The sequence below is a fragment of the Lachnospiraceae bacterium oral taxon 500 genome (genome assembly GCA_002999035.1).
GTDB lineage: Bacteria > Bacillota > Clostridia > Lachnospirales > Vallitaleaceae > W11650.
The window spans coordinates 1,618,108-1,636,761 of the sequence record CP027241.1; the positions used below are offsets into that span (position 1 = coordinate 1,618,108).

Annotated in this window: 17 protein-coding genes and 1 pseudogene; 15 read left to right on the top strand and 3 right to left on the bottom strand. The window is 36.1% G+C overall.

Annotated elements, in window-relative coordinates; all coding sequences use genetic code 11:
- Positions 1–11 precede the first annotated feature (11 nt).
- Genes C3V36_07500 through C3V36_07515 form a run of 4 tightly spaced genes read left to right on the top strand, consistent with a single transcriptional unit; the run spans position 12 to position 3,904 of the window.
- Positions 12–875: a hypothetical protein gene (locus C3V36_07500; GenBank protein AVM69096.1), complete on the top strand. Its 864-nt coding sequence runs from the start codon at positions 12–14 to the stop codon at positions 873–875.
- A 16-nt stretch (positions 876–891) separates the two neighbouring features.
- On the top strand, positions 892–1,155 hold the full coding sequence (locus tag C3V36_07505; GenBank protein ID AVM69097.1) for a conjugal transfer protein: 264 nt from the start codon (positions 892–894) through the stop codon (positions 1,153–1,155).
- 3 nt (positions 1,156–1,158) lie between these two features.
- Positions 1,159–1,548, top strand: coding sequence for a PrgI family protein (locus C3V36_07510; protein AVM69098.1), 390 nt, complete (start codon positions 1,159–1,161; stop codon positions 1,546–1,548).
- Positions 1,460–3,904, top strand: a complete 2,445-nt coding sequence (locus C3V36_07515) for a conjugal transfer protein TraE (protein ID AVM69099.1) — start codon at positions 1,460–1,462, stop codon at positions 3,902–3,904. Before C3V36_07510 ends, C3V36_07515 begins: the two co-directional genes overlap by 89 nt.
- A gap of 82 nt (positions 3,905–3,986) precedes the next feature.
- Here C3V36_07515 and C3V36_07520 read toward each other — a convergent pair whose 3' ends face one another.
- Genes C3V36_07520 through C3V36_07530 form a run of 3 tightly spaced genes read right to left on the bottom strand, consistent with a single transcriptional unit; the run spans position 3,987 to position 7,240 of the window.
- Positions 3,987–5,030, bottom strand: coding sequence for a recombinase XerD (locus C3V36_07520; GenBank protein AVM69100.1), 1,044 nt, complete (start codon positions 5,028–5,030; stop codon positions 3,987–3,989).
- Positions 5,020–6,015: a hypothetical protein gene (locus C3V36_07525; GenBank protein ID AVM69101.1), complete on the bottom strand. Its 996-nt coding sequence runs from the start codon at positions 6,013–6,015 to the stop codon at positions 5,020–5,022. The genes C3V36_07520 and C3V36_07525 overlap by 11 nt, the downstream gene beginning before the upstream one ends.
- The gene (locus C3V36_07530; protein ID AVM69102.1) at positions 5,999–7,240 is read right to left on the bottom strand and encodes a hypothetical protein; all 1,242 of its coding nucleotides are present in this window, start codon (positions 7,238–7,240) and stop codon (positions 5,999–6,001) included. Before C3V36_07530 ends, C3V36_07525 begins: the two co-directional genes overlap by 17 nt.
- A gap of 184 nt (positions 7,241–7,424) precedes the next feature.
- On the opposite strand from C3V36_07530, the gene C3V36_07535 reads away from it, so the two are divergent.
- The 11 genes and pseudogenes from C3V36_07535 (at position 7,425) to C3V36_07585 (ending at position 18,577) form a co-directional block, all read left to right on the top strand.
- Positions 7,425–9,740 (top strand): CHAP domain-containing protein, encoded by a 2,316-nt coding sequence (locus tag C3V36_07535; protein AVM69103.1) that lies wholly within the window; start codon positions 7,425–7,427, stop codon positions 9,738–9,740.
- A gap of 17 nt (positions 9,741–9,757) precedes the next feature.
- Complete coding sequence (locus C3V36_07540; protein ID AVM69104.1) at positions 9,758–9,994, top strand: conjugal transfer protein; 237 nt, start codon at positions 9,758–9,760, stop codon at positions 9,992–9,994.
- The gene (locus tag C3V36_07545) at positions 9,972–10,829 is read left to right on the top strand and encodes a hypothetical protein (protein AVM69105.1); all 858 of its coding nucleotides are present in this window, start codon (positions 9,972–9,974) and stop codon (positions 10,827–10,829) included. Before C3V36_07540 ends, C3V36_07545 begins: the two co-directional genes overlap by 23 nt.
- 85 nt (positions 10,830–10,914) lie before the next feature.
- Positions 10,915–12,288, top strand: a pseudogene (locus tag C3V36_07550) (DNA topoisomerase III).
- 50 nt (positions 12,289–12,338) lie between these two features.
- Complete coding sequence (locus C3V36_07555) at positions 12,339–14,150, top strand: recombinase (GenBank protein AVM69106.1); 1,812 nt, start codon at positions 12,339–12,341, stop codon at positions 14,148–14,150.
- A gap of 135 nt (positions 14,151–14,285) precedes the next feature.
- Positions 14,286–14,903, top strand: coding sequence for a TetR/AcrR family transcriptional regulator (locus C3V36_07560; protein ID AVM69107.1), 618 nt, complete (start codon positions 14,286–14,288; stop codon positions 14,901–14,903).
- Positions 14,904–15,014: 111 nt separating this feature from the next.
- Positions 15,015–15,743, top strand: coding sequence for an ABC transporter ATP-binding protein (locus C3V36_07565; protein AVM69108.1), 729 nt, complete (start codon positions 15,015–15,017; stop codon positions 15,741–15,743).
- Entirely contained in the window at positions 15,718–17,274 is a 1,557-nt protein-coding gene (locus C3V36_07570; protein ID AVM69109.1) for a hypothetical protein, read from the top strand. The genes C3V36_07565 and C3V36_07570 overlap by 26 nt, the downstream gene beginning before the upstream one ends.
- Positions 17,275–17,293: 19 nt before the next feature.
- On the top strand, positions 17,294–17,512 hold the full coding sequence (locus C3V36_07575) for a DUF1648 domain-containing protein (protein ID AVM69110.1): 219 nt from the start codon (positions 17,294–17,296) through the stop codon (positions 17,510–17,512).
- Entirely contained in the window at positions 17,509–17,862 is a 354-nt protein-coding gene (locus C3V36_07580; protein ID AVM69111.1) for a GntR family transcriptional regulator, read from the top strand. Before C3V36_07575 ends, C3V36_07580 begins: the two co-directional genes overlap by 4 nt.
- Before the next feature lie 292 nt (positions 17,863–18,154).
- Positions 18,155–18,577: an RNA polymerase subunit sigma-70 gene (locus C3V36_07585; GenBank protein ID AVM69112.1), complete on the top strand. Its 423-nt coding sequence runs from the start codon at positions 18,155–18,157 to the stop codon at positions 18,575–18,577.
- The last annotated feature ends 77 nt before the right edge of the window (positions 18,578–18,654 follow it).

Here is an 18,654-nt window from a genome sequence, read left to right on the forward strand (position 1 = left end):
GGAGCGATGAAATGTTTGGGATATTCGACAAGATAGAAGAATTTTTCAAGGAGCTTCTACTGGGCGGTATCCAAGCAAACTTAGAGTCTATGTTTCTTGACATTAACAATCAGGTTGGGAAAGTGGCAGCAGATGTAGGACAGACACCGATGGGATGGAACGGAGAAGTATTTAACTTTATCAAGAGTATTAACGACTCCGTTATCATTCCAATAGCAGGACTAATCATAACGGCAGTCCTTTGTATCGAGCTTATCAATATGGTCATGCAAAAGAACAATATGCACGATACGGACACCTTTGACTTTTTCAAATACATCATCAAGATGTGGGTTGCCGTATGGTTAGTATCCCATGCCTTTGAATTTTCGATGGCAGTCTTTGATGTGGCACAAAGTATGGTAAACAAAGCGGCGGGGGTGATTAACACCTCTGCTGTTGTTTCCGGAGATCAAATTGTTCAGATGGTAGAAGCTTTAAAAGATAAGGGACTTGGAGAACTCATTATGATTCTCTTTGAAACCTCACTCATTAAGGTTGCCATACAGGGAATCTCCATTGTTATCATGCTCGTTGTATATGGAAGAATGTTTGAAATCTATGTTTACTCATCGGTTTCAGCCATACCGTTTGCGACAATGGGCAATAAAGAATGGGGACAGATCGGAACAAACTACATTAAAGGACTGTTTGCCCTTGGACTGCAAGGACTCTTTTTAATGGTTTGCCTTGGAATTTACGCAGTATTAGTTAAGACCATACAGATTACAGACATTCATACCAGTACCTTTACGATACTTGGGTATGCGATTTTGTTGGGACTGATGATGTTAAAAAGCGGAACACTGGCAAAAAGTGTTCTCAATGCTCACTAAAAGAAAGGAAGATAGTATGAAGAAAAGAAAAAAAATATGGAAAGCAGCCCTTCTTGTAACAGGCATTGCCTTTGTGATGGATAGCATAAAAAAACATAAGAAAATGAAAGAATTGAGCGAAAGAATCACAAGAATCGGACATTGCCACAATGATTTTTGTCTGATGCAGGGAAGAATCAATCAAAGCACAGATGAACAGCTTGCCAGTATTCAGGAAGAAATCGGCTCCGTATATGAACACATGGAGGAGCTGTCAAAGGAAAAAGAAGATGGGAGGTAAGCTATGGCGTATGTACCGATCCCGAAAGACTTAAAGAAAGTAAAAACGAAGGTCGCTTTTAACTTAACCAAAAGACAGCTAATCGGCTTTACTTTCGCAGGACTGGTAGGAATACCGGTCTATTTATTTATGAGAAAGTTTGTAGCAAATGATATAGCGATTCTATTTCTCATCGTGTCCACACTTCCCATTTTTTTCATTACACTGTTTGAAAAAGACGGACTGACCTTTGAAAAATATTTTAAGTATATTTATTTACACAAGTTTTACCAACCGCAAAAGCGTGTGAGAAAGGAGGTTTACCTTGAACAGCAAAAGAAAAATTCAGCAGATAAAGCTCACGCAAAACAAAAAGGCGTTAAGAAGGGAGAAACAGGAATTAAAGCAAGATAAAACAAAGATAAAAAAAGAGAAAGGCGGATTTTTAAGCCTTATCTTTAAGAAAGAGCCGAAACGCTATACCGTAGAAGATACCCTTCCCTATCTTAGACTCTTGAAAAACGGGATATGTCAGCTTGACGAAAAGCATTTCAGTAAGAGCATTGTCTTTGAGGATATTAACTATCAGCTTGCCTTAGAGGAAGATCGAGATTTGATTTTTAATCAGTTTGCCAACTTCTTAAATTCCTTTGATCCGAGTGTCGGGATTGAACTGTCATATATCAATCAGCTTGGAAGAAACGAAGAAATGCAGTCGGCAATTCAGATACCGGATAAAAAAGACGGCTTTGACGAGATACGCCTTGAGTTTCGAGAAATGCTAAAAAATCAGATTGTAAAGGGAAATAACGGGATTAGAAAATCAAAGTATATTACTTTTACTGTCGAAGCGGACAATTTAGAGCAGGCAATCTCAAAACTGGAAAGACTGGAGATTGACATCTTATCGTCCCTAAAAAGTATGGGCGTGCGTGCAGAAAGCCTAAATGGAGAAGAAAGGCTGAAAATCCTTCACGATATATTAAATCCGGGCAAGACCTTTGAGTTTTCCTACAAAGACTTAAAGAAAAAAGAAAGCACCAAAAGCTACATTACTCCTAATGAATTTAACTTTACACCGAGTAGATACTTTAAGTTCGGGAAGTTTATCGGAGCGACAAGCCATTTTCAAATCCTTGCCAGTGAGCTTTCAGACCGTATGCTTGCCGAGTTTTTGGATATTGATGATAACATCAATATTTCCTTTCATATTAAGGCAATCGAGCAGTCGGAAGCCATTAAGATGGTAAAGAGAAAAAACACCGACATCGACAAAATGAGAATTGAGGAAAACAAAAAGGCGGTAAGAGCGGGTTATGATATGGACATTTTACCCTCAGACCTAATCACCTATGGTGAAGATGTGAAAAGCCTACTCAAAGACTTGCAGACAAGAGATGAGCGTATGTTTGTCGTAACCATTGTCTTTATGAACTTTGCAAGGACAGTACAGAAACTGGAAAACACCATTGCACAAATCAGCTCCATTGCCAATAAGCATAATTGCAAGATAAAAAGACTTGACCATGCACAGGAGCAAGGACTTATAAGCGTACTTCCTCTTGGAGTAAATAAGCTTGAGATTAACAGAGGACTAACTTCCTCATCAACAGCCGTCTTTATACCGTTTACCACAGAGGAGCTTTTTATCAATTCAAGCAACAGTCTTTACTACGGACTGAATGCACTAAGTCATAACCTAATTATGGCGGATCGAAAGAAACTCAAAAATCCAAATGGGTTAATCTTAGGAACTCCGGGCAGTGGTAAGTCATTCTCGGCAAAGCGTGAAATGGCAAATGCGATTTTGGTAACGGACGATGATGTCATCATCTGCGATCCGGAGGGCGAATATGGCAACCTTGTGCGTCAGTTTAACGGAGAGGTCATTAAGGTTAGCAGTAAATCAAAAGACTACCTCAATCCCCTTGACATCAATATGAACTACGGCGATGGAGACGCACCGCTGAAAGACAAGGCAAATTTTATCATGAGTATGCTTGAGCTTGTAGTAGGCGGTAGTGGTCTTACTGCAGAAGAAAAGTCGGTCATAGACAGGTGCTTACCTAAGATTTATGAAAAGTATTTTAACGAACCTGAACCGAAAAACATGCCTATCTTACAAGACCTATACGATATGTTAAAAAATCAGGAAGAAAAGGTCGGGAAAAAACTGGCAACGGAGATGGAGATTTATGTAACAGGCTCTCTTAATGTCTTTAACCATCAGTCCAATGTGGACTTAAATAAACAGCTCCTTTGTTTCGATATTAAGGAATTGGGATCGCAACTTAAAAAAATAGGTATGCTTGTGATTCAGGATCAGGTTTGGAATAAGGTATCCCAAAACAGAGGAAACAAGGCAACAAGGTATTACATCGATGAGTTTCACCTACTTTTAAAAGAAGAACAGACCGCCTCCTACTCCGTTGAGATATGGAAACGATTCAGAAAATGGGGAGGAATTCCGACAGGCATTACGCAGAATGTCAAAGACCTACTGATGAGTAAGGAGATAGAAAACATCTTTGATAACACAGATTTTGTTTTAATGCTCAATCAAGCAAGCGGAGATCGGGAAATTTTAGCAAGAAAACTGAAAATCTCCAAACCGCAGCTTAAATATGTTACCAATTCCAATGCGGGAGAAGGACTGTTATTCTTTGGGAACACCATTGTTCCCTTTATTGACAAGTTCCCGAAAGATACCATTCTCTATCAGAAGATGACAACTAAATTATCCGACATGTCAGATAATTTAGTTTATTAGGTAACTATTGTTATTAGAGAAGCCCATAAAACACTCCAATATGGAAGTGTTTTCGAGCTTCTCACCGAATAACGATACAGTATTATTTCAGAAAATCAGGGATCTGATTATTATCCTTTAGAATCTCTGTATCGCTCGGATTATTTTGTGAAAACCATTTTTCGTTCCATTCTTCCAATGTACGATCAACAGTCTGCTGAGAAATATCCAAGTAAATCTGAGTTGTTTGTATCGAAGAATGTCCTAAAATGTTTTTCACAATAGCTAATGGAACACCTGCTTCTATCAGATGTGTTGCCGTTGTGTGTCTCATTACATGAGGGGTATACGGTCCATGAACAAACATCTCCGGATGTTCTGATTTGGCAAGAGTAACATATTTTGCAAATATGTCTTCAATTGCCGATACAGATAAATGTTCATTTCTTTGACTTGGAAAAACATGTCGTTCATAGTCGATGCTAATTTTCCTTGAGGCAACATATTTATCCAAAAGTCTTGTTGCCTCAGATGTTATTTTTACACGGCGTGCCTTATCCCCTTTTCCAATAAGAGTAAGGATTGCATTCCCTTTTTCATCGTGTGCAATATCTCCAACAGTCAGGTCACAGATCTCTTGCGCTCGTGCTCCACTGGAATACATCACAGTAAAAAGAACTAGATCCCGCCACCCAAGTTTTTCAGACGGATCCGGCAATGAAAATAGGATGCTCAATTCAGGACGTGTAAATGATGTTCGGCTTTTCCCTTTTACTTTGCGTAATGATTTCTTTGAAATTTTCTGCAAACTGTTTTTGAAAACATATGCGGCCGTAAGATTCCTTCCCCCGGCATAGTCTGCAAATGAAGCAAGTGCTCCCATGCGCTGTTTCGCTGTTGTTCGGCTGTTACCACGCTCTGTAATAAGCCAGTCGAAAAAATCGGTTAACAGTTCAAAGTTCAGAAATTCAAAGGTGATAGCTTCAAACTTTGTACCGGTATTATCTCTGATATATTGAAATAGCAGTCGGAAGGCACATTTATACGAGGTCATTGTATTCGGACTTGCATTTACTGTATTTGGAAGATAGTTCGTAAAGAATCTTCCAAGTAGAGCGATAAATTCTTCTTCTGTTTTATTCTTCATAAGGCACCTCCACAGACGGAATCAAGCCTGATGAAAAAGTCTCAAAAGCATCCAGAGAATCCGAAACCTGCACACCGGAAAAACGCATGTATTTATCTGTATCAAGCAGACACTCATGCCCTAAATAGGTTGGCAACAAGAGATCATTCATATCAACAGATCTTCCCGCCGTTTCCAATTGCTTAATAGCTTTCAAAACAAAAAGATGACGAAAGCTATGCAGGCAGGCTCCACGCTTATTAGGAGATTTTTCCCGCTGATCAATATTTGCAAGCTTCAATATTTCAGAGAACCAAGTAACAACTTGTCTGGTTGTATAGTGGGTGCCGGATTTCATTCCGGGAAAAAGATAGGCGTCCGGCTGTTCCATTATTCCGGTAACTACGCAATAATGGAACAGGATTTTATTCAGAGAATCATGAATCGGGATTAGACGTTCTTTAGAATTCTTTGTTTCTCTAAGAAATAAGGTTCTATTTTGGAAATCAATATCGCTTCTTTTAATGGCGACGGTTTCTCCGATTCTTGTTCCACACCCATATAGAATCCGCAGAATCATCGGTACTTTAATGGTATGATACGGTCTTTTGTGACTTGTTTGTTTTAAGGGAAGACGATCGGCATAGTAGAAAATCTTCTGTATCTCTTCGTTAGAATAGATATACGGCATAAAATCTGATTTGACAGTGGGTACATCCGGAATGAAAGCTGTGTATCCAAGTGCGTTAAGAAAACGTGTAAACCCTCGAATTGTACCGACCTTGTTATAAATGGTTTTGCTTTTTCCGGTTAATGTAGCAATAAAATCGGTCAGAATTTCTTCCGTCAACTCTTTGTCTGTGACTTCGGCTTTTACAAGAAATTCGTCTAGGTCATCCAAGACTTTTTCATCCGCATTTGCGGTGGATACAGATACAAAAGCATATCTGAGTCTTATATAATCTGCTATTTCAGAAGAAAGCAGGCTGTTAAGCATTTGAATCATCTCCTTTCGGGTGGAGTTCTTTTAAAAATGTTCCACTTGGAGAAATGACTTCAAGTGGACAAAGACGCATGCTTTCTATGTCCAGCCTTGCATAATGTTTGATAGCATGTTTCGTTCCGTGACCTAAAATACGACGAACAACCTCTGTAGGAACATGGTCATTTACCATGTTGCTTGCAATTGATGAACGGAATGCTCGACTGCCATGTCGTCGTCCGGATATTTCTATCCCTGATTTCTTGAAAAGTGTCCAAACTGCTGTATCAATAGCAAGATAATTCAATGGTTTATATGGTATCTGTGATGTAATAAAAAGGGTTGGGGAATTCGTAAGATTGGCTCTGACAGAGAGAAGATAGTTCAAAATCGCCTCTTTTACTTCGGGAAGCAATTCACTTTCCCATGGCTTATCTGTCTTTAATTGAACGAATTGGATTCGATTGTTTTCGAAATCGAAGTTATCCAAAGTAAGTGCCGCAATATCCCTTGAGCGAATGCCATATCTGGACATCAGTAACATAATGGCATAATTTCTGATTCCGGCCGGGGTAGAACGCTCGATAGACCTTTCTACAATTGCTATCTCATCGGGCGAATATACCGTAGGAAAAGGATTCTTTTTCTTACGATAAACAAACAGTTTATCATAGTTACGAGATACCATTCCTTGTTCATACAGAAAGCGCAGAAAAAGACGGATACGACACCAGTACTCATCGTATTTCAGAGCAAGAAATGCTTGCAGCACTTGCTCTCCTGTGAGCTTGGATAAATTCGGACACCTGAGACCGGCAACATTTTCTAAGAATTTGCCACAAACAAGAAATTTGATATGAACAGTGGATGCTCTGTTGCCGGCTTTAAGACAATGATTCGCATATTTGTTCAATACATCCATATATTCGCCTGGAATATCCGGAACATAGCATTTATTGCCCCATAAAGCTGCATCCCCATCCAATCCTTGCGATAAGCGATTCAGCTTTCTTACAATTCCTTTTGCACGCTTTACTCGGGATTTACAAACATGAAGCTTATCGCTACAGTATTCGACCATTTGGTCACCAATTTCCGGAGAATATTCTTCCAGCTTCATCACCTTCATATAAGAAGCAAACGCTTGAAGAACAAACTCCATATCTTTTGTAGTGGAATCACTGTAGGAAGCTTTCTTCATAAGTTCCCGCAAATGTAATTCCAACTTAAAATAATTTGATTGATTCATTTAAAAATCCTCCTCTGTATATTTGTATCGGGTCGACACGATTTTATTATACAGAAGAGTTCATATAGATAATTATTATTCAAGAAGTTTTTAAAAAATATAGTAAATATAAGGAGGAAATATGACTTACCGAATAACATTACTTGCCGAATACACGAAACCGGAAGAAGTGAGGTGATAGCTTGTGGAAAAGAAATTAAGGCGAGATTTTAAGGAAAGGCAGAAAATCAAAGAGGAAGCAAAACTGTTAGGGAAAGAATATATGGATGCGGATGAAGCCGGTAAATTAAAGCATGGCGATGATTACCGAGGGAAAATTATTCACGAGAAAGACCGATTTCAGGATAAGATCCACGAAAAGGAAAGCAAAAGAAATTCCAAGAATGAGCTTTTGCAAGGAAGTCCTAAAAGAAAGGGAAAACAGCCTAAAAATGTTGTAAAAGACAAGGAAACAGATACATTAAAAGAAGATACTAAATCCCCTCTTGTATCCGGCGATGAAAACAGTGCTTTTAATCCCTTTGCAAATGATGAAACCATAGCCGGTGAGATAGTTTCTGCATCAGAAGGCGTAAAAAAAGAGAAAGTTTTTCCTCAAAGGTCAAATGAAAATTCCTTTGAGAAACAAAAAGCCGAGCTTTTAAATAAAAGAAAAATGGCTGAAAAGGTCAGAAAAGACCTAAACTCAAAAGAAACATCTCAACAAAATGAAGAAGTCTATGATCCTTTAGGAAAAGACCTTGATAATGACGGGATCATCGACCGTTATGACAATGATTTTAGGGACAGCGACTATTTTGAATCGACTTATGATGTGGAAGATAATCTTCATACCAAAGAGGATATAACGGAAAGCTCTTCTAAAAAGCACAATGCTCAAAAGAAGCTGTATAAACGAAAAAACTACTCGGATAAGGTCTATACAAGGAAAAAGGAAGATAATCCCGCAGACGATAAGACGGAAGGGAAAAAGTCTTCCAAAGAGATGATTCAGGGCAGAGAAAAGAAAAAGTCTGCAAAGGTATCCGTTCTGTCAGGCTTAGCAAAAGGAAGTGAAGCGGTAAGGGATTACTTATCCCATGGCAGCGATGAAAATCAGGGTGTGGAAACAGGAGAAAAGATTGCAGACGCAAATTCAAAATTACTTCATGGGATAAAAAACTATGCCGATAAGAAAAAGGCTAAAAAAAGCTATAACCTAAGCAAAAAAGATTACAAGATACGAAAGCGTAAATCAAAATTGGAGTTTCGGGAAGCCAAAGAGGAATTAAAGAAAACAAAGGAATATAAGCAAGCAAAAGCCTTTAAGAAGTTTCAAAAGAAAAAGCAGATGAAATCCACTATTGGAAAACGAAATAAATCAAGGCTTAGAGATCGTATCAAAGAAAGTCTGATCGGAACACTGAAAAGCTCCAAAGAAATGCTGATACGAAAAGCAAAGGGACTTATGATGATTGTCATAGGTCTTATTATTTTGGGGACTTTTATCATTCAATTTGCAGGCACCTCCATGACCGGAATGATAAACTCTACAAGCGGCGTATTAACTACAACCTATCTTTCCGACCAAAATGTACTAAGTGAAATCAATCAGCAGTTTTCGGGATTGGAGGAAGGACTACAGGACGAGATAGATTCCGTAGAGGGAAATTATCCCGGCTATGATGAATATCTCATAGAAAAAGAGGGAGAAATCGGACATAACACCCATGAGCTTTTATCCTATATCACTTCAAGATGTGGAGAAATTAAGGATTCAAAGGAAGTTCAAAGTATCATCCATGACCTTTTTACAAAGATGTATGATTTATCTTATCGGGAAGAAATTGAAATCCGATACAGGACAGTTACGGAAACATATACCGATGAAGATGGCAATGAGCATACCGAAAGTCATGAAGAAGCCTACGAATATAAGAAGCTCATAGTAACACTGAAGAAAAGGGAAATGGACAGTATCGTAAGAGAAATCTTTGAAGAGTATCCCGATAATGTTCTTCACTATGAAGCCTTGCTTGCCTCTAAAGGAAATATGGAAACTGTCTTTGGAAGCGGAAACGGAAATTTATCGGAGATTGTAGACAATCCCGACTTTTCAAATCCGGGGATTGCCTTTGATGATGTAACGGTGAAGGCATTGTTTAACGAAGCGGAAAAGCATATCGGAAAGAGATATGTATTTGGGGCGAACGGGCCGAATAACTTCGACTGTTCGTCCTTTGTGTGTTGGAGCTTTACCCATTTGGGCGTAAAAAATATGCCAAGGACGACCGCTTGGGGAATTTACAAAACTTACTGCAATCCTGTATCTCCATCGGAAGCAAAGGCGGGAGATATAATCTTTTTCAAAAACACCTATAACAGTGGAAGTCCAATATCTCACGTTGGCATTTACGCAGGAAACGGAATGATGATACACGCCGGTGATCCGATTCGCTTTGTCAGTATCAATACACCTTACTGGAGGGAGCATTTTTACGGCTTCGGCAGAGTAAAATAAAGAAAGGACGGTAAAATGTGAAAAAAGAACTTACAGCAGTAAAAAACAGGATAAAGAAGTTAAAGGATAAAAAGGCTCTGATTGATGAAGAATTGGAGCCTTTATTGATTCGTGAAGAAGAACTTGAAAATGAGGAGATTATTGCCATTTGCAGGAAGAACAACATCACAATTACGGATTTAATGGCAAAGGCTAAAAAGGAACAAACGGAAATAAAAAAGGAGAAAAATCATGAGAACAGTTATGAAAAATAAGGTATTTACAAGGTTAATGACAGCATTACTTCTTGCTGTTATGGTCATTATGGCAACTTACCCATCGGTAGTCTATGCACAAGTTGATGAAAAAGAAGCAGCACAGGAAACACTAAAAGAAGAACCGAAAAAACCGGAAATTACAGTTATTAAAAAGGAAGAAGAAAAAGAAGTGCGTTATCCCAATAAATTGACTGCAAAAGAGCCGGAGAATTTAAAGCAAAAAATGGCTTCAAACGGAGAAACAACCAATACCAATAAAGGGATTCCGACCGAACCTACCAAATCAAGGGCAAGTGTTACAGAGAATGTAAATAATGCCAATCAGGAGTATCCCATTCATCATGGAGATAGTAGCGATAACAAAGAAACAGACAAATATTCAGCCGATGCAAGACAGTTTATTACCTTTCAGACGAAGAACGGTAAGACCTTTCACCTGATTATCAATCACGATGAACAGGGAGAAAATGTAATGCTCCTTACCGAAGTTTCCGAAGATGATTTACTAAATATGGTTGAAGCAAAGGAAAAACCGAAAGAAGTAGTTAAGGAAGAACCTGTAAAACAAGAGAAAACGGAAGAAGCAAAGTCTGAAAAAAAGGAAGAAAAAAGCAGCACCGGAACATATATCCTGCTTGCTCTTGTAACTTTGGGGGCATTGGGAGCGGGCTATTATTTTAAGGTGGCAAAAAAGAAAGAAGATAAGGAACTGGAAGCCTTCGAGGAAGATGATGATTTCTTCTCGGAAGCGGAAGGCAGTGAAGAAACGGAAAATGAAGAAGTTGAAAATCAGGAACTGGAAGATGAAACAGAGGACAGCGAAGAAGATTAGGAGTAAAAAAGATACTATTTGCTGTAAAACACAGGGCGAGAGAAAATCTTTCGCCCTCTTATATTGAAACAGGAGGAAAATATACATGGAACATAAACTTGTGATAGCAGAAAAACCGAGCGTAGCCATATCTATCGCAAAGGTTATCGGAGCGAAAAATAAAAAGGACGGATATTACGAGGGAAACGGCTATAAAGTATCATGGTGCGTTGGACACTTAATTCAGATGGCAAATCCCGATGCTTACGATGAAAAATATGCAAAATGGAAGATTGATGACTTGCCGATTATTCCAAAAGAGTACAAATATGAAGTGGCAAAGGCAACAAAGAAGCAGTTTGCAGTCCTAAAAAAACTGATGAATGATAAGGAGATTGATACTGTTATCAATGCCTGCGATGCAGGTCGTGAGGGAGAAGCAATCTTTAGACTTGTATATCTTCAGGCAAGCTGTAAAAAGAAAATGAAAAGGCTTTGGATTTCCTCCATGGAAGATAGTGCTATTAAAGAGGGCTTTGATAATCTAAAAGACGGAAATGTTTATGATAATCTCTTTGAATCAGCACAGGCAAGAGCCATTGCAGATTGGCTTGTTGGAATGAACATCAGCAGGCTATACTCTTGCCTATATAAGCAAAATTACAGTGTTGGGAGAGTTCAGACACCTACCCTTTCCATGATTGTTAAAAGAGATGACGAGATAGCAAACTTTAAGAAAGAAAAATACTATACGGTAGAACTTGAACTTGACGGCTTTACTCTCTCGACAGAACGAATTGACAGCTTGGAAGTGGCGGAACAGCTTAAAAACTTACTCGAAAACAGAATAGAAATTGCGGATGTGGTACAGAAAGAAAAAGTTACAAAACCTGACTTGCCATTTGATTTGACAACACTTCAAAGAGAGTGCAATAAGCATTTCGGATACTCAGCCAAACAGACACTTGATTATGCTCAAAGTCTTTATGAGAAAAAGCTTATCACCTATCCAAGAACAGACAGCAGATGTCTTACCGAAGATATGATTACAAGTACAGTCAATAATATACTGGGACAAAATGATTTTGATACAGAGCGTATCAAGGTAGTATTCAACTCTAAAAAAGTTACGGATCATCATGCGATTATTCCTACAGTAAGCTCACTGAGTGAAGATTTATCGGGTATTCCTGAGAGTGAAGCAAAGGTATATAGGCTTATTTCTAATAAGCTCCATGCAAGTGTGGGCTATCCTTTAGTGGAAAATACAACGAAGATTGTAGCTGAATTTGACGGCTTTCAATTTACGAGTACTGGTAAGGTTATTAAAGACGAGGGATTTACTAAGTATTTGAAAGAATATATGTCTAAGAAAAATGAGGAACCTGTTTTGCCGGAGGTAAATGTGGGAGATGTCCTTGAAATAAAGGAGAAAGAGATTAAAGAAAAGTACACTCAAGCTCCGAAACACTTTACAGAGGTTATATTCTATGAAGTGTAGATTAGAAAAATAAAAAGGGGGAAAAGTCAATGGCTACAAACAAAAAGATAACTGCCCTCTACGAAAGACTTTCTCGTGATGATGAAATGGTAGGGGACAGTAATTCAATTATAAACCAAAAGAAAATGCTTGAAGATTATGCTAATAAAAATGGCTATACCAATATCTTGCATTTTACCGATGACGGATATTCAGGAGGCTCATTTGAAAGACCGGCTTGGAAGAAACTCATTGAGGGAGTAGAAAATAACATCATAGATACTGTGATAGTTAAGGATATGAGTCGTGTCGGGCGTGATTATCTTCAGGTAGGCTTTTATACCGAAGTGATGTTTAGAGAAAAGGGAGTACACTTTATAGCTGTCGCAAATAGTGTTGATAGCAATAAAACAGAAAGTGCCGAATTTGCTCCATTTCTAAATATTATGAATGAATGGTACATTAGAGATGCCAGTAAAAAGATAAAGAGTGTATTAAAGTCAAGAGGATTGGAGGGAGGACATCATACATCAAACCATGCTATATATGGCTATCGTAAAGATAAAGACAATCCAAGCAAATGGATTATTGATGAAGAAGCTGCTGAAGTAGTAAGACGCATATTTCAAATGAGTTTAGAGGGAAACGGTCCGTATCAAATAGCCAAGATTCTAACAGAAGAAAAGGTTGAAAGACCATCGTATTATCTTGCTCAAAGAGGAATGGGAAACCATATATCTAACTATAACTCAACAGAGCCATATCTTTGGAGAGGAACAACTATAAGCAATATTCTAAGTAGACCTGAGTATATGGGACATACTGTGAACTTTCGTACCTACAAAGAGTCCTATAAAAGTCATAAAAGCAAGAAAACGTCCAAAGACGAATGGGTAATCTTTGAAAATACACAAGAAGCCATTATTGATGAAGAAACCTTTAATACAGTTCAAAAACTTAGAAAGACCATTAGAAGAACGGATAGCGTAGGCATAGCAAATCCATTAACCGGACTTGTTTTTTGTGCAGATTGCGGAGCTAAAATGTATAATCATCGTGGAAAAGCAGGATTTAAGAGAGATTGGTTAGGGAGAAAAACAGATAAAAGGCGTCCTCTAAAAGATGAATATATTTGCTCAACCTATAACTTGGCAAGGGGAAATTTTGAAGAAAAATGCTCATCACACTATATCCGAAGTGAAGTTATCAATAAATTAGTTTTAGATACCATAAGGGAAGTAAGCGAATATGTAAAATTGAATGAAGAAGAGTTTATTAAAAAAGTATATCGGGCATCAAAGGAGCAACAGGAAAAAACCTCAAAGCTATTAAAGAAAAGATTAGCAAAAGAAGAAAAAAGAATATCTGAAATAAATAGTTTAATCCGAAAGCTATATGAAGATAATGTAAGCGGAAAACTCTCTAATAAGCATTTTGATATGATGTTAAAAGACTTTGAAACAGAACAGACGGCATTAGAAAAATCAATAGAGCAAACAAAAGACACATTAAGAGATTTTGAAGAAGACAGTATCAGAGCGGATAAGTTTATTGCACTTGTAAAGAAATATACTGACTTTAGCGAACTCACAACCCAAATGATCAATGAATTTGTAGATAAAATATTGGTTCATGAGGGTAAGTGGGAAAACTATGAGAGAATACAGGAAGTTGAAATCTACCTAAATTTTATCGGTAAGTTTGAACTACCACAGAAAGAAGCTAAAGAACTGACACAAGAAGAACTTGAGGAACTCGAAAAACTAAGGAAAAAGAGAGAAAAGAAGCGTGAGTACAATTATAGGTATATGAAAAAAGTAAAGGATAGAATTGAAGCAGAGGGAATATCAGGAAAGGTATAAAGTAAGGAGAGAGAAAAAAACATGAAAAGCTAAAGAGTTTAAGAAAAGACTATGAAAAAGCATAAAATAACAAGATTAAAATCAATTGACAATTTGTCAGTTTAGATGTATTATATAAATAATAGGAGGTATAAAATGAGAGATGTAAAAGAACCTGAAATACGACGTGCAGAGATTATGGATGCTGCAATGATACTCTTTATGGAGAAAGGATATACTAATACAACAACTCAGGATATAGTTGATAAAGTAAATATATCAAGAGGGTTGTTATATTATCACTTTAAGAATAAAGAGGATATCTTATATTGTCTTGTAGAACAATATTCAGATAGACTACTGAAAGATATTTATATTATTGCTTATGATGAAGATAAAACTGCCATAGAAAAAATCAGATCTTTTATAGATGTCACAATTATATCTTCGGAAAATATTTCAGCAGAGGGTATAGTGCTACAAAAAACTGTTGACCTTAAAGAAAATCAATATATGATAGATAAGTTATCTCATAAACTTGTCGAAAAACTAACAATATATTTTGAAAAGATTATAAATCAAGGAATAACAGAAAAAGTTTTTTCTGTAAAATATCCATTAGAAACAGCAGAATTTCTTATGACAGCTTATGTTTTTGTTTCAAATAACATAAGTATAAGATATCTAAAGAAAGAACCTGTTAATAGTTACTTAAATGCATTTAAGGTAATGCTTGAACAAAGCTTAAATACGAAAAAGCTCTTTAGTAATTAAAAAAAGAATAGAATGTTTACAAGGAGAATAATATGCCGATAGCTACTGCTAAACAAGTTATCGGTTTTATTTCAAGGAATAACTGACAAATTGTCAATGGAGGTGGAAATTATGTTAGAGATAAAGAATTTTAGTAAATTCTATGGGAACAAAAAGGCTGTTGAAAACTTATCCATTTCAGTACAGTCTGGAGATATTTATGGATTCATTGGTGCAAATGGAGCCGGAAAAACTACAACGATAAAAGCGGTAGTTGGAATTCATGATTTTGAGAATGGAAGTATAACGATTGACGGGCATTCTATTAAAGAAGAGCCTGTTATTTGTAAGAAAATAATGGCATACATTCCGGATAATCCGGATTTATATGAACATCTGACAGGATTTCAGTACATCAATTTTATTGCAGATTTATTTGAAGTTTCTACTGAAATACGCAGAGAAAGAATTCAGAGATACGGCGATTTATTTGAAATGACGAAACATCTTTCGGGAATGATATCTTCGTATTCACATGGCATGAAGCAAAGAACGGCGATTATTTCTGCACTGGTGCATTCTCCAAAGTTACTAATTTTAGATGAACCTTTTGTTGGACTTGATCCGAAAGCAACTTTTCTACTAAAGAAAATAATGCACGAATGCGTATCAGATGGAGGAGCTATTTTCTTTTCAACACATGTATTGGATGTTGCAGAAAAATTATGTAATAAAATTGCAATTATAAAAAATGGAAAGTTAATTGCGAGCGGAAATACAGAAGAAGTCAAAGGCAATAAATCTTTGGAAACTTTTTTCATGGAGGTGCAGGATAATGAGCAAAATTTGGATACTAATTAGAGCACAATTGATAAATTTCTTTCCGATCAACGAAATGAAAGAGCCGGGAAATAAAAAACAAAGTTCAATTGTTATTGCAAGTTTTGGAATAATAACTCTTGCTATATTTTTCTTTGTTTATAATATCATAACAGCCAAAACATTGGTACAACTGGGACAGCAGGAGTTGATACCGGCATATATGGTATCGGTATCAAGCTTTGCAATATTATTTTTGACAATATTTTATTCGAATGGGATTTTATTTGGCAGTCGTGATATGGAAAATCTTTTGTCATTGCCTGTAAAAAGTTCGGATATTATAAGCAGCAAGTTTATGTTTATGTATTTATTGAATTTTTTAATAGGATTGATGTTTATGCTTCCGGGGGGAATTGTTTGGGTGTTAAACGGAAGTTTAAATGCATTACAGATTATATTGTATTTTACTTCCATAATTTTTGTTCCGTTGATACCTATGTGTATAGCAGCATGTATGGGAATCATTATTGTTGTTGCTTCATCTTTCTTTAAGAGAAAAAATGTTATTGCTTTAATTTTTTCATTTGCAATGATAGGGATAATTGGATATATTGCAGTGTCAGCTATGAAATCAGGTAATGAAAATAGTATTGGGATTATGCTTTCTAAGCAAATTACCGGATTGTACCCGTTATCTAAGCTATTTATGGAATACTATAATTTTCCAATGTACATTGGAGTAGGATTATTTATTGTTCTTTCAATAGTATTTTTTTATATATTTGCCAAAGTGGTTTCATTGAAGTATGGGTTGCTTAATACTCTTGCTAAAACAACAACAAGATATTCTGACAACAAAAATTCGAATAATAGAAAATCAGTATTTTTTGCCCTATATAAAAAAGAAATGGGACGATTTCTAAATTCATATATGGCAGTATTGAATGCAGGTCTTGGTGTAATACTTTTATGTGTTTTCAGCATATTTCTTCTTTTTAATTCTTTACAACAAATAGGGGAATATTCGGGAATCGAAAATGTTAATGAATATCTTTCAAATTTTGCTCCGATGTGTATTGCTTCAATGTTTTTACTTAGTTGTCCGGCAGCATTTTCCATATCTTTAGAAGGTAAAAATGTTTGGATTTTGCAAAGTTCTCCTATTAGGGTAAAAACGATTTTAAATTCTAAGATTGCAGTAAATCTTACGCTTCATTTAATTGGATATATTGTTTCTGTGTTTATATTTTTGCTAAAGCTTGATATGGACATTATTCAAACCATCAGCTTAATAATTGTTCCTATTTGTTATTCCGTTTTTATAACAGTGATTGGAATTTCTTTGAATAAAAAATTTCCCAACTTTGAATGGGAAAGTGAGATGATGATAGTAAAACAGAGTATGCCTGTTATTGTGTCTGCAATTATTGGAATGGCTGCGTTAGTTATACCAATTCTTCTCCATTGGTTTTTGCATTTTCCTATATTATTAACATTGTTAGGAGTAGCATTTATTTTGCTTATTATTGCAGGTGGTGTTTATATAAAAACTTGTAAATTAAATTTTTAGTTTAAGGAGGCGATGTTCTATGAAAAAAAGATTTTTAAAAGATGTATTGGTGTTGATAGGGATAATGTTTGTAATATTTATTGTTTGCATATTTCTCCCAGAGAAAATTCCTGTTCATTTCAATGCAAAAGGAATCCCCGATATGTTTGCTAATAAATATTATCTTCTATTTGCTGCGGTTATTCCATATTCTGCATATTGGAAATTCGTACGAGGAAGAAAAAATAAAAATAAATGAATGTATATCTATATTTGCAAATTGCTTCAGCGTTAAGAGTGTCTATTTTAAGAGGCGATTATATTACGGAACAACAGATGCCACCTATAAGGGCTTTAGCACAGAGGGAGGGATGTAATCCTGCAACAGTTCAAAAAGCTTTAAAAGTTCTTGAGAAACAGGGACTGATTGTTAGTCGTGGAAGTAAAGGATATTTTGTTATTGAAAGTGATCAGAAAATAATTGAGTTAAGAAATCAGGATTCGAATACACTAACAAAAATGTTGTTGGAAAAACTATATGAGTTAGGATTTTCGGATACTGAGATAATCAAGATGTTTGAAGAATATGTTGCAACTAAAAATAAATGATTAACATGGAAAAACTAATCTAAGAAGGGAGAAAGATTTGATTTATATAAGTTTTATGGAGGGATAAATAATGGGAACATCAAATTCTGTTATTAGCATAAGATATATTTATCCTTTTTTATGTTTGTAATTGCTTACACATAGCAATATCATTTTATCAAAACCAACAAAGTAGAAAATCATATAAAGTATTAGTTTTTAACCTAAGAGGACATTTTACGCCAAAGTGTAGAAGTCCTCCTTTTTTATTCTCAAAAAGCAAAATCAGAGAATAGAAAAGGAGGAATACTGGGTGGATAAAGATAAAAGAGAATATTTCATTTATGTCAAAGGAAAAGCGGTTAAGGTAAGTGAAGAAGTATATAAAGCCTATTGGAAGATAACCGAGCATGAAAAATACCTTATCAAGAAAGATTGGAAAAACAATGTAATACCGTTTTCAGCACTGGATTATGACGGACACTTTGTAGACAATATCATAGATGAAAGAGTAGACTTAGAAAAAATTGTAGAGGTCAAAATGCAGATTGAAGAATTAAACAAGGCGTTGGCAACACTCACAAAAAAAGAAAGAGAGCTGATAGAAGCCATTTTCTACAAAGAAGAAAGTCTAAGGTCGATTGGTAAAAAAGAAAAAGTAAGCTATCAAGCAATCGGAAAAAGGAGGGACAAGATTTTAGAAAAACTAAGAAAACTTTTAGAAGATAAATTCTAAAAAATGCTGAAAGGTTAAGTATCAAAGAAAGGTGCTTAGCCTTTCTTTGTTTGGAACACAACAATATTGAAATGGAG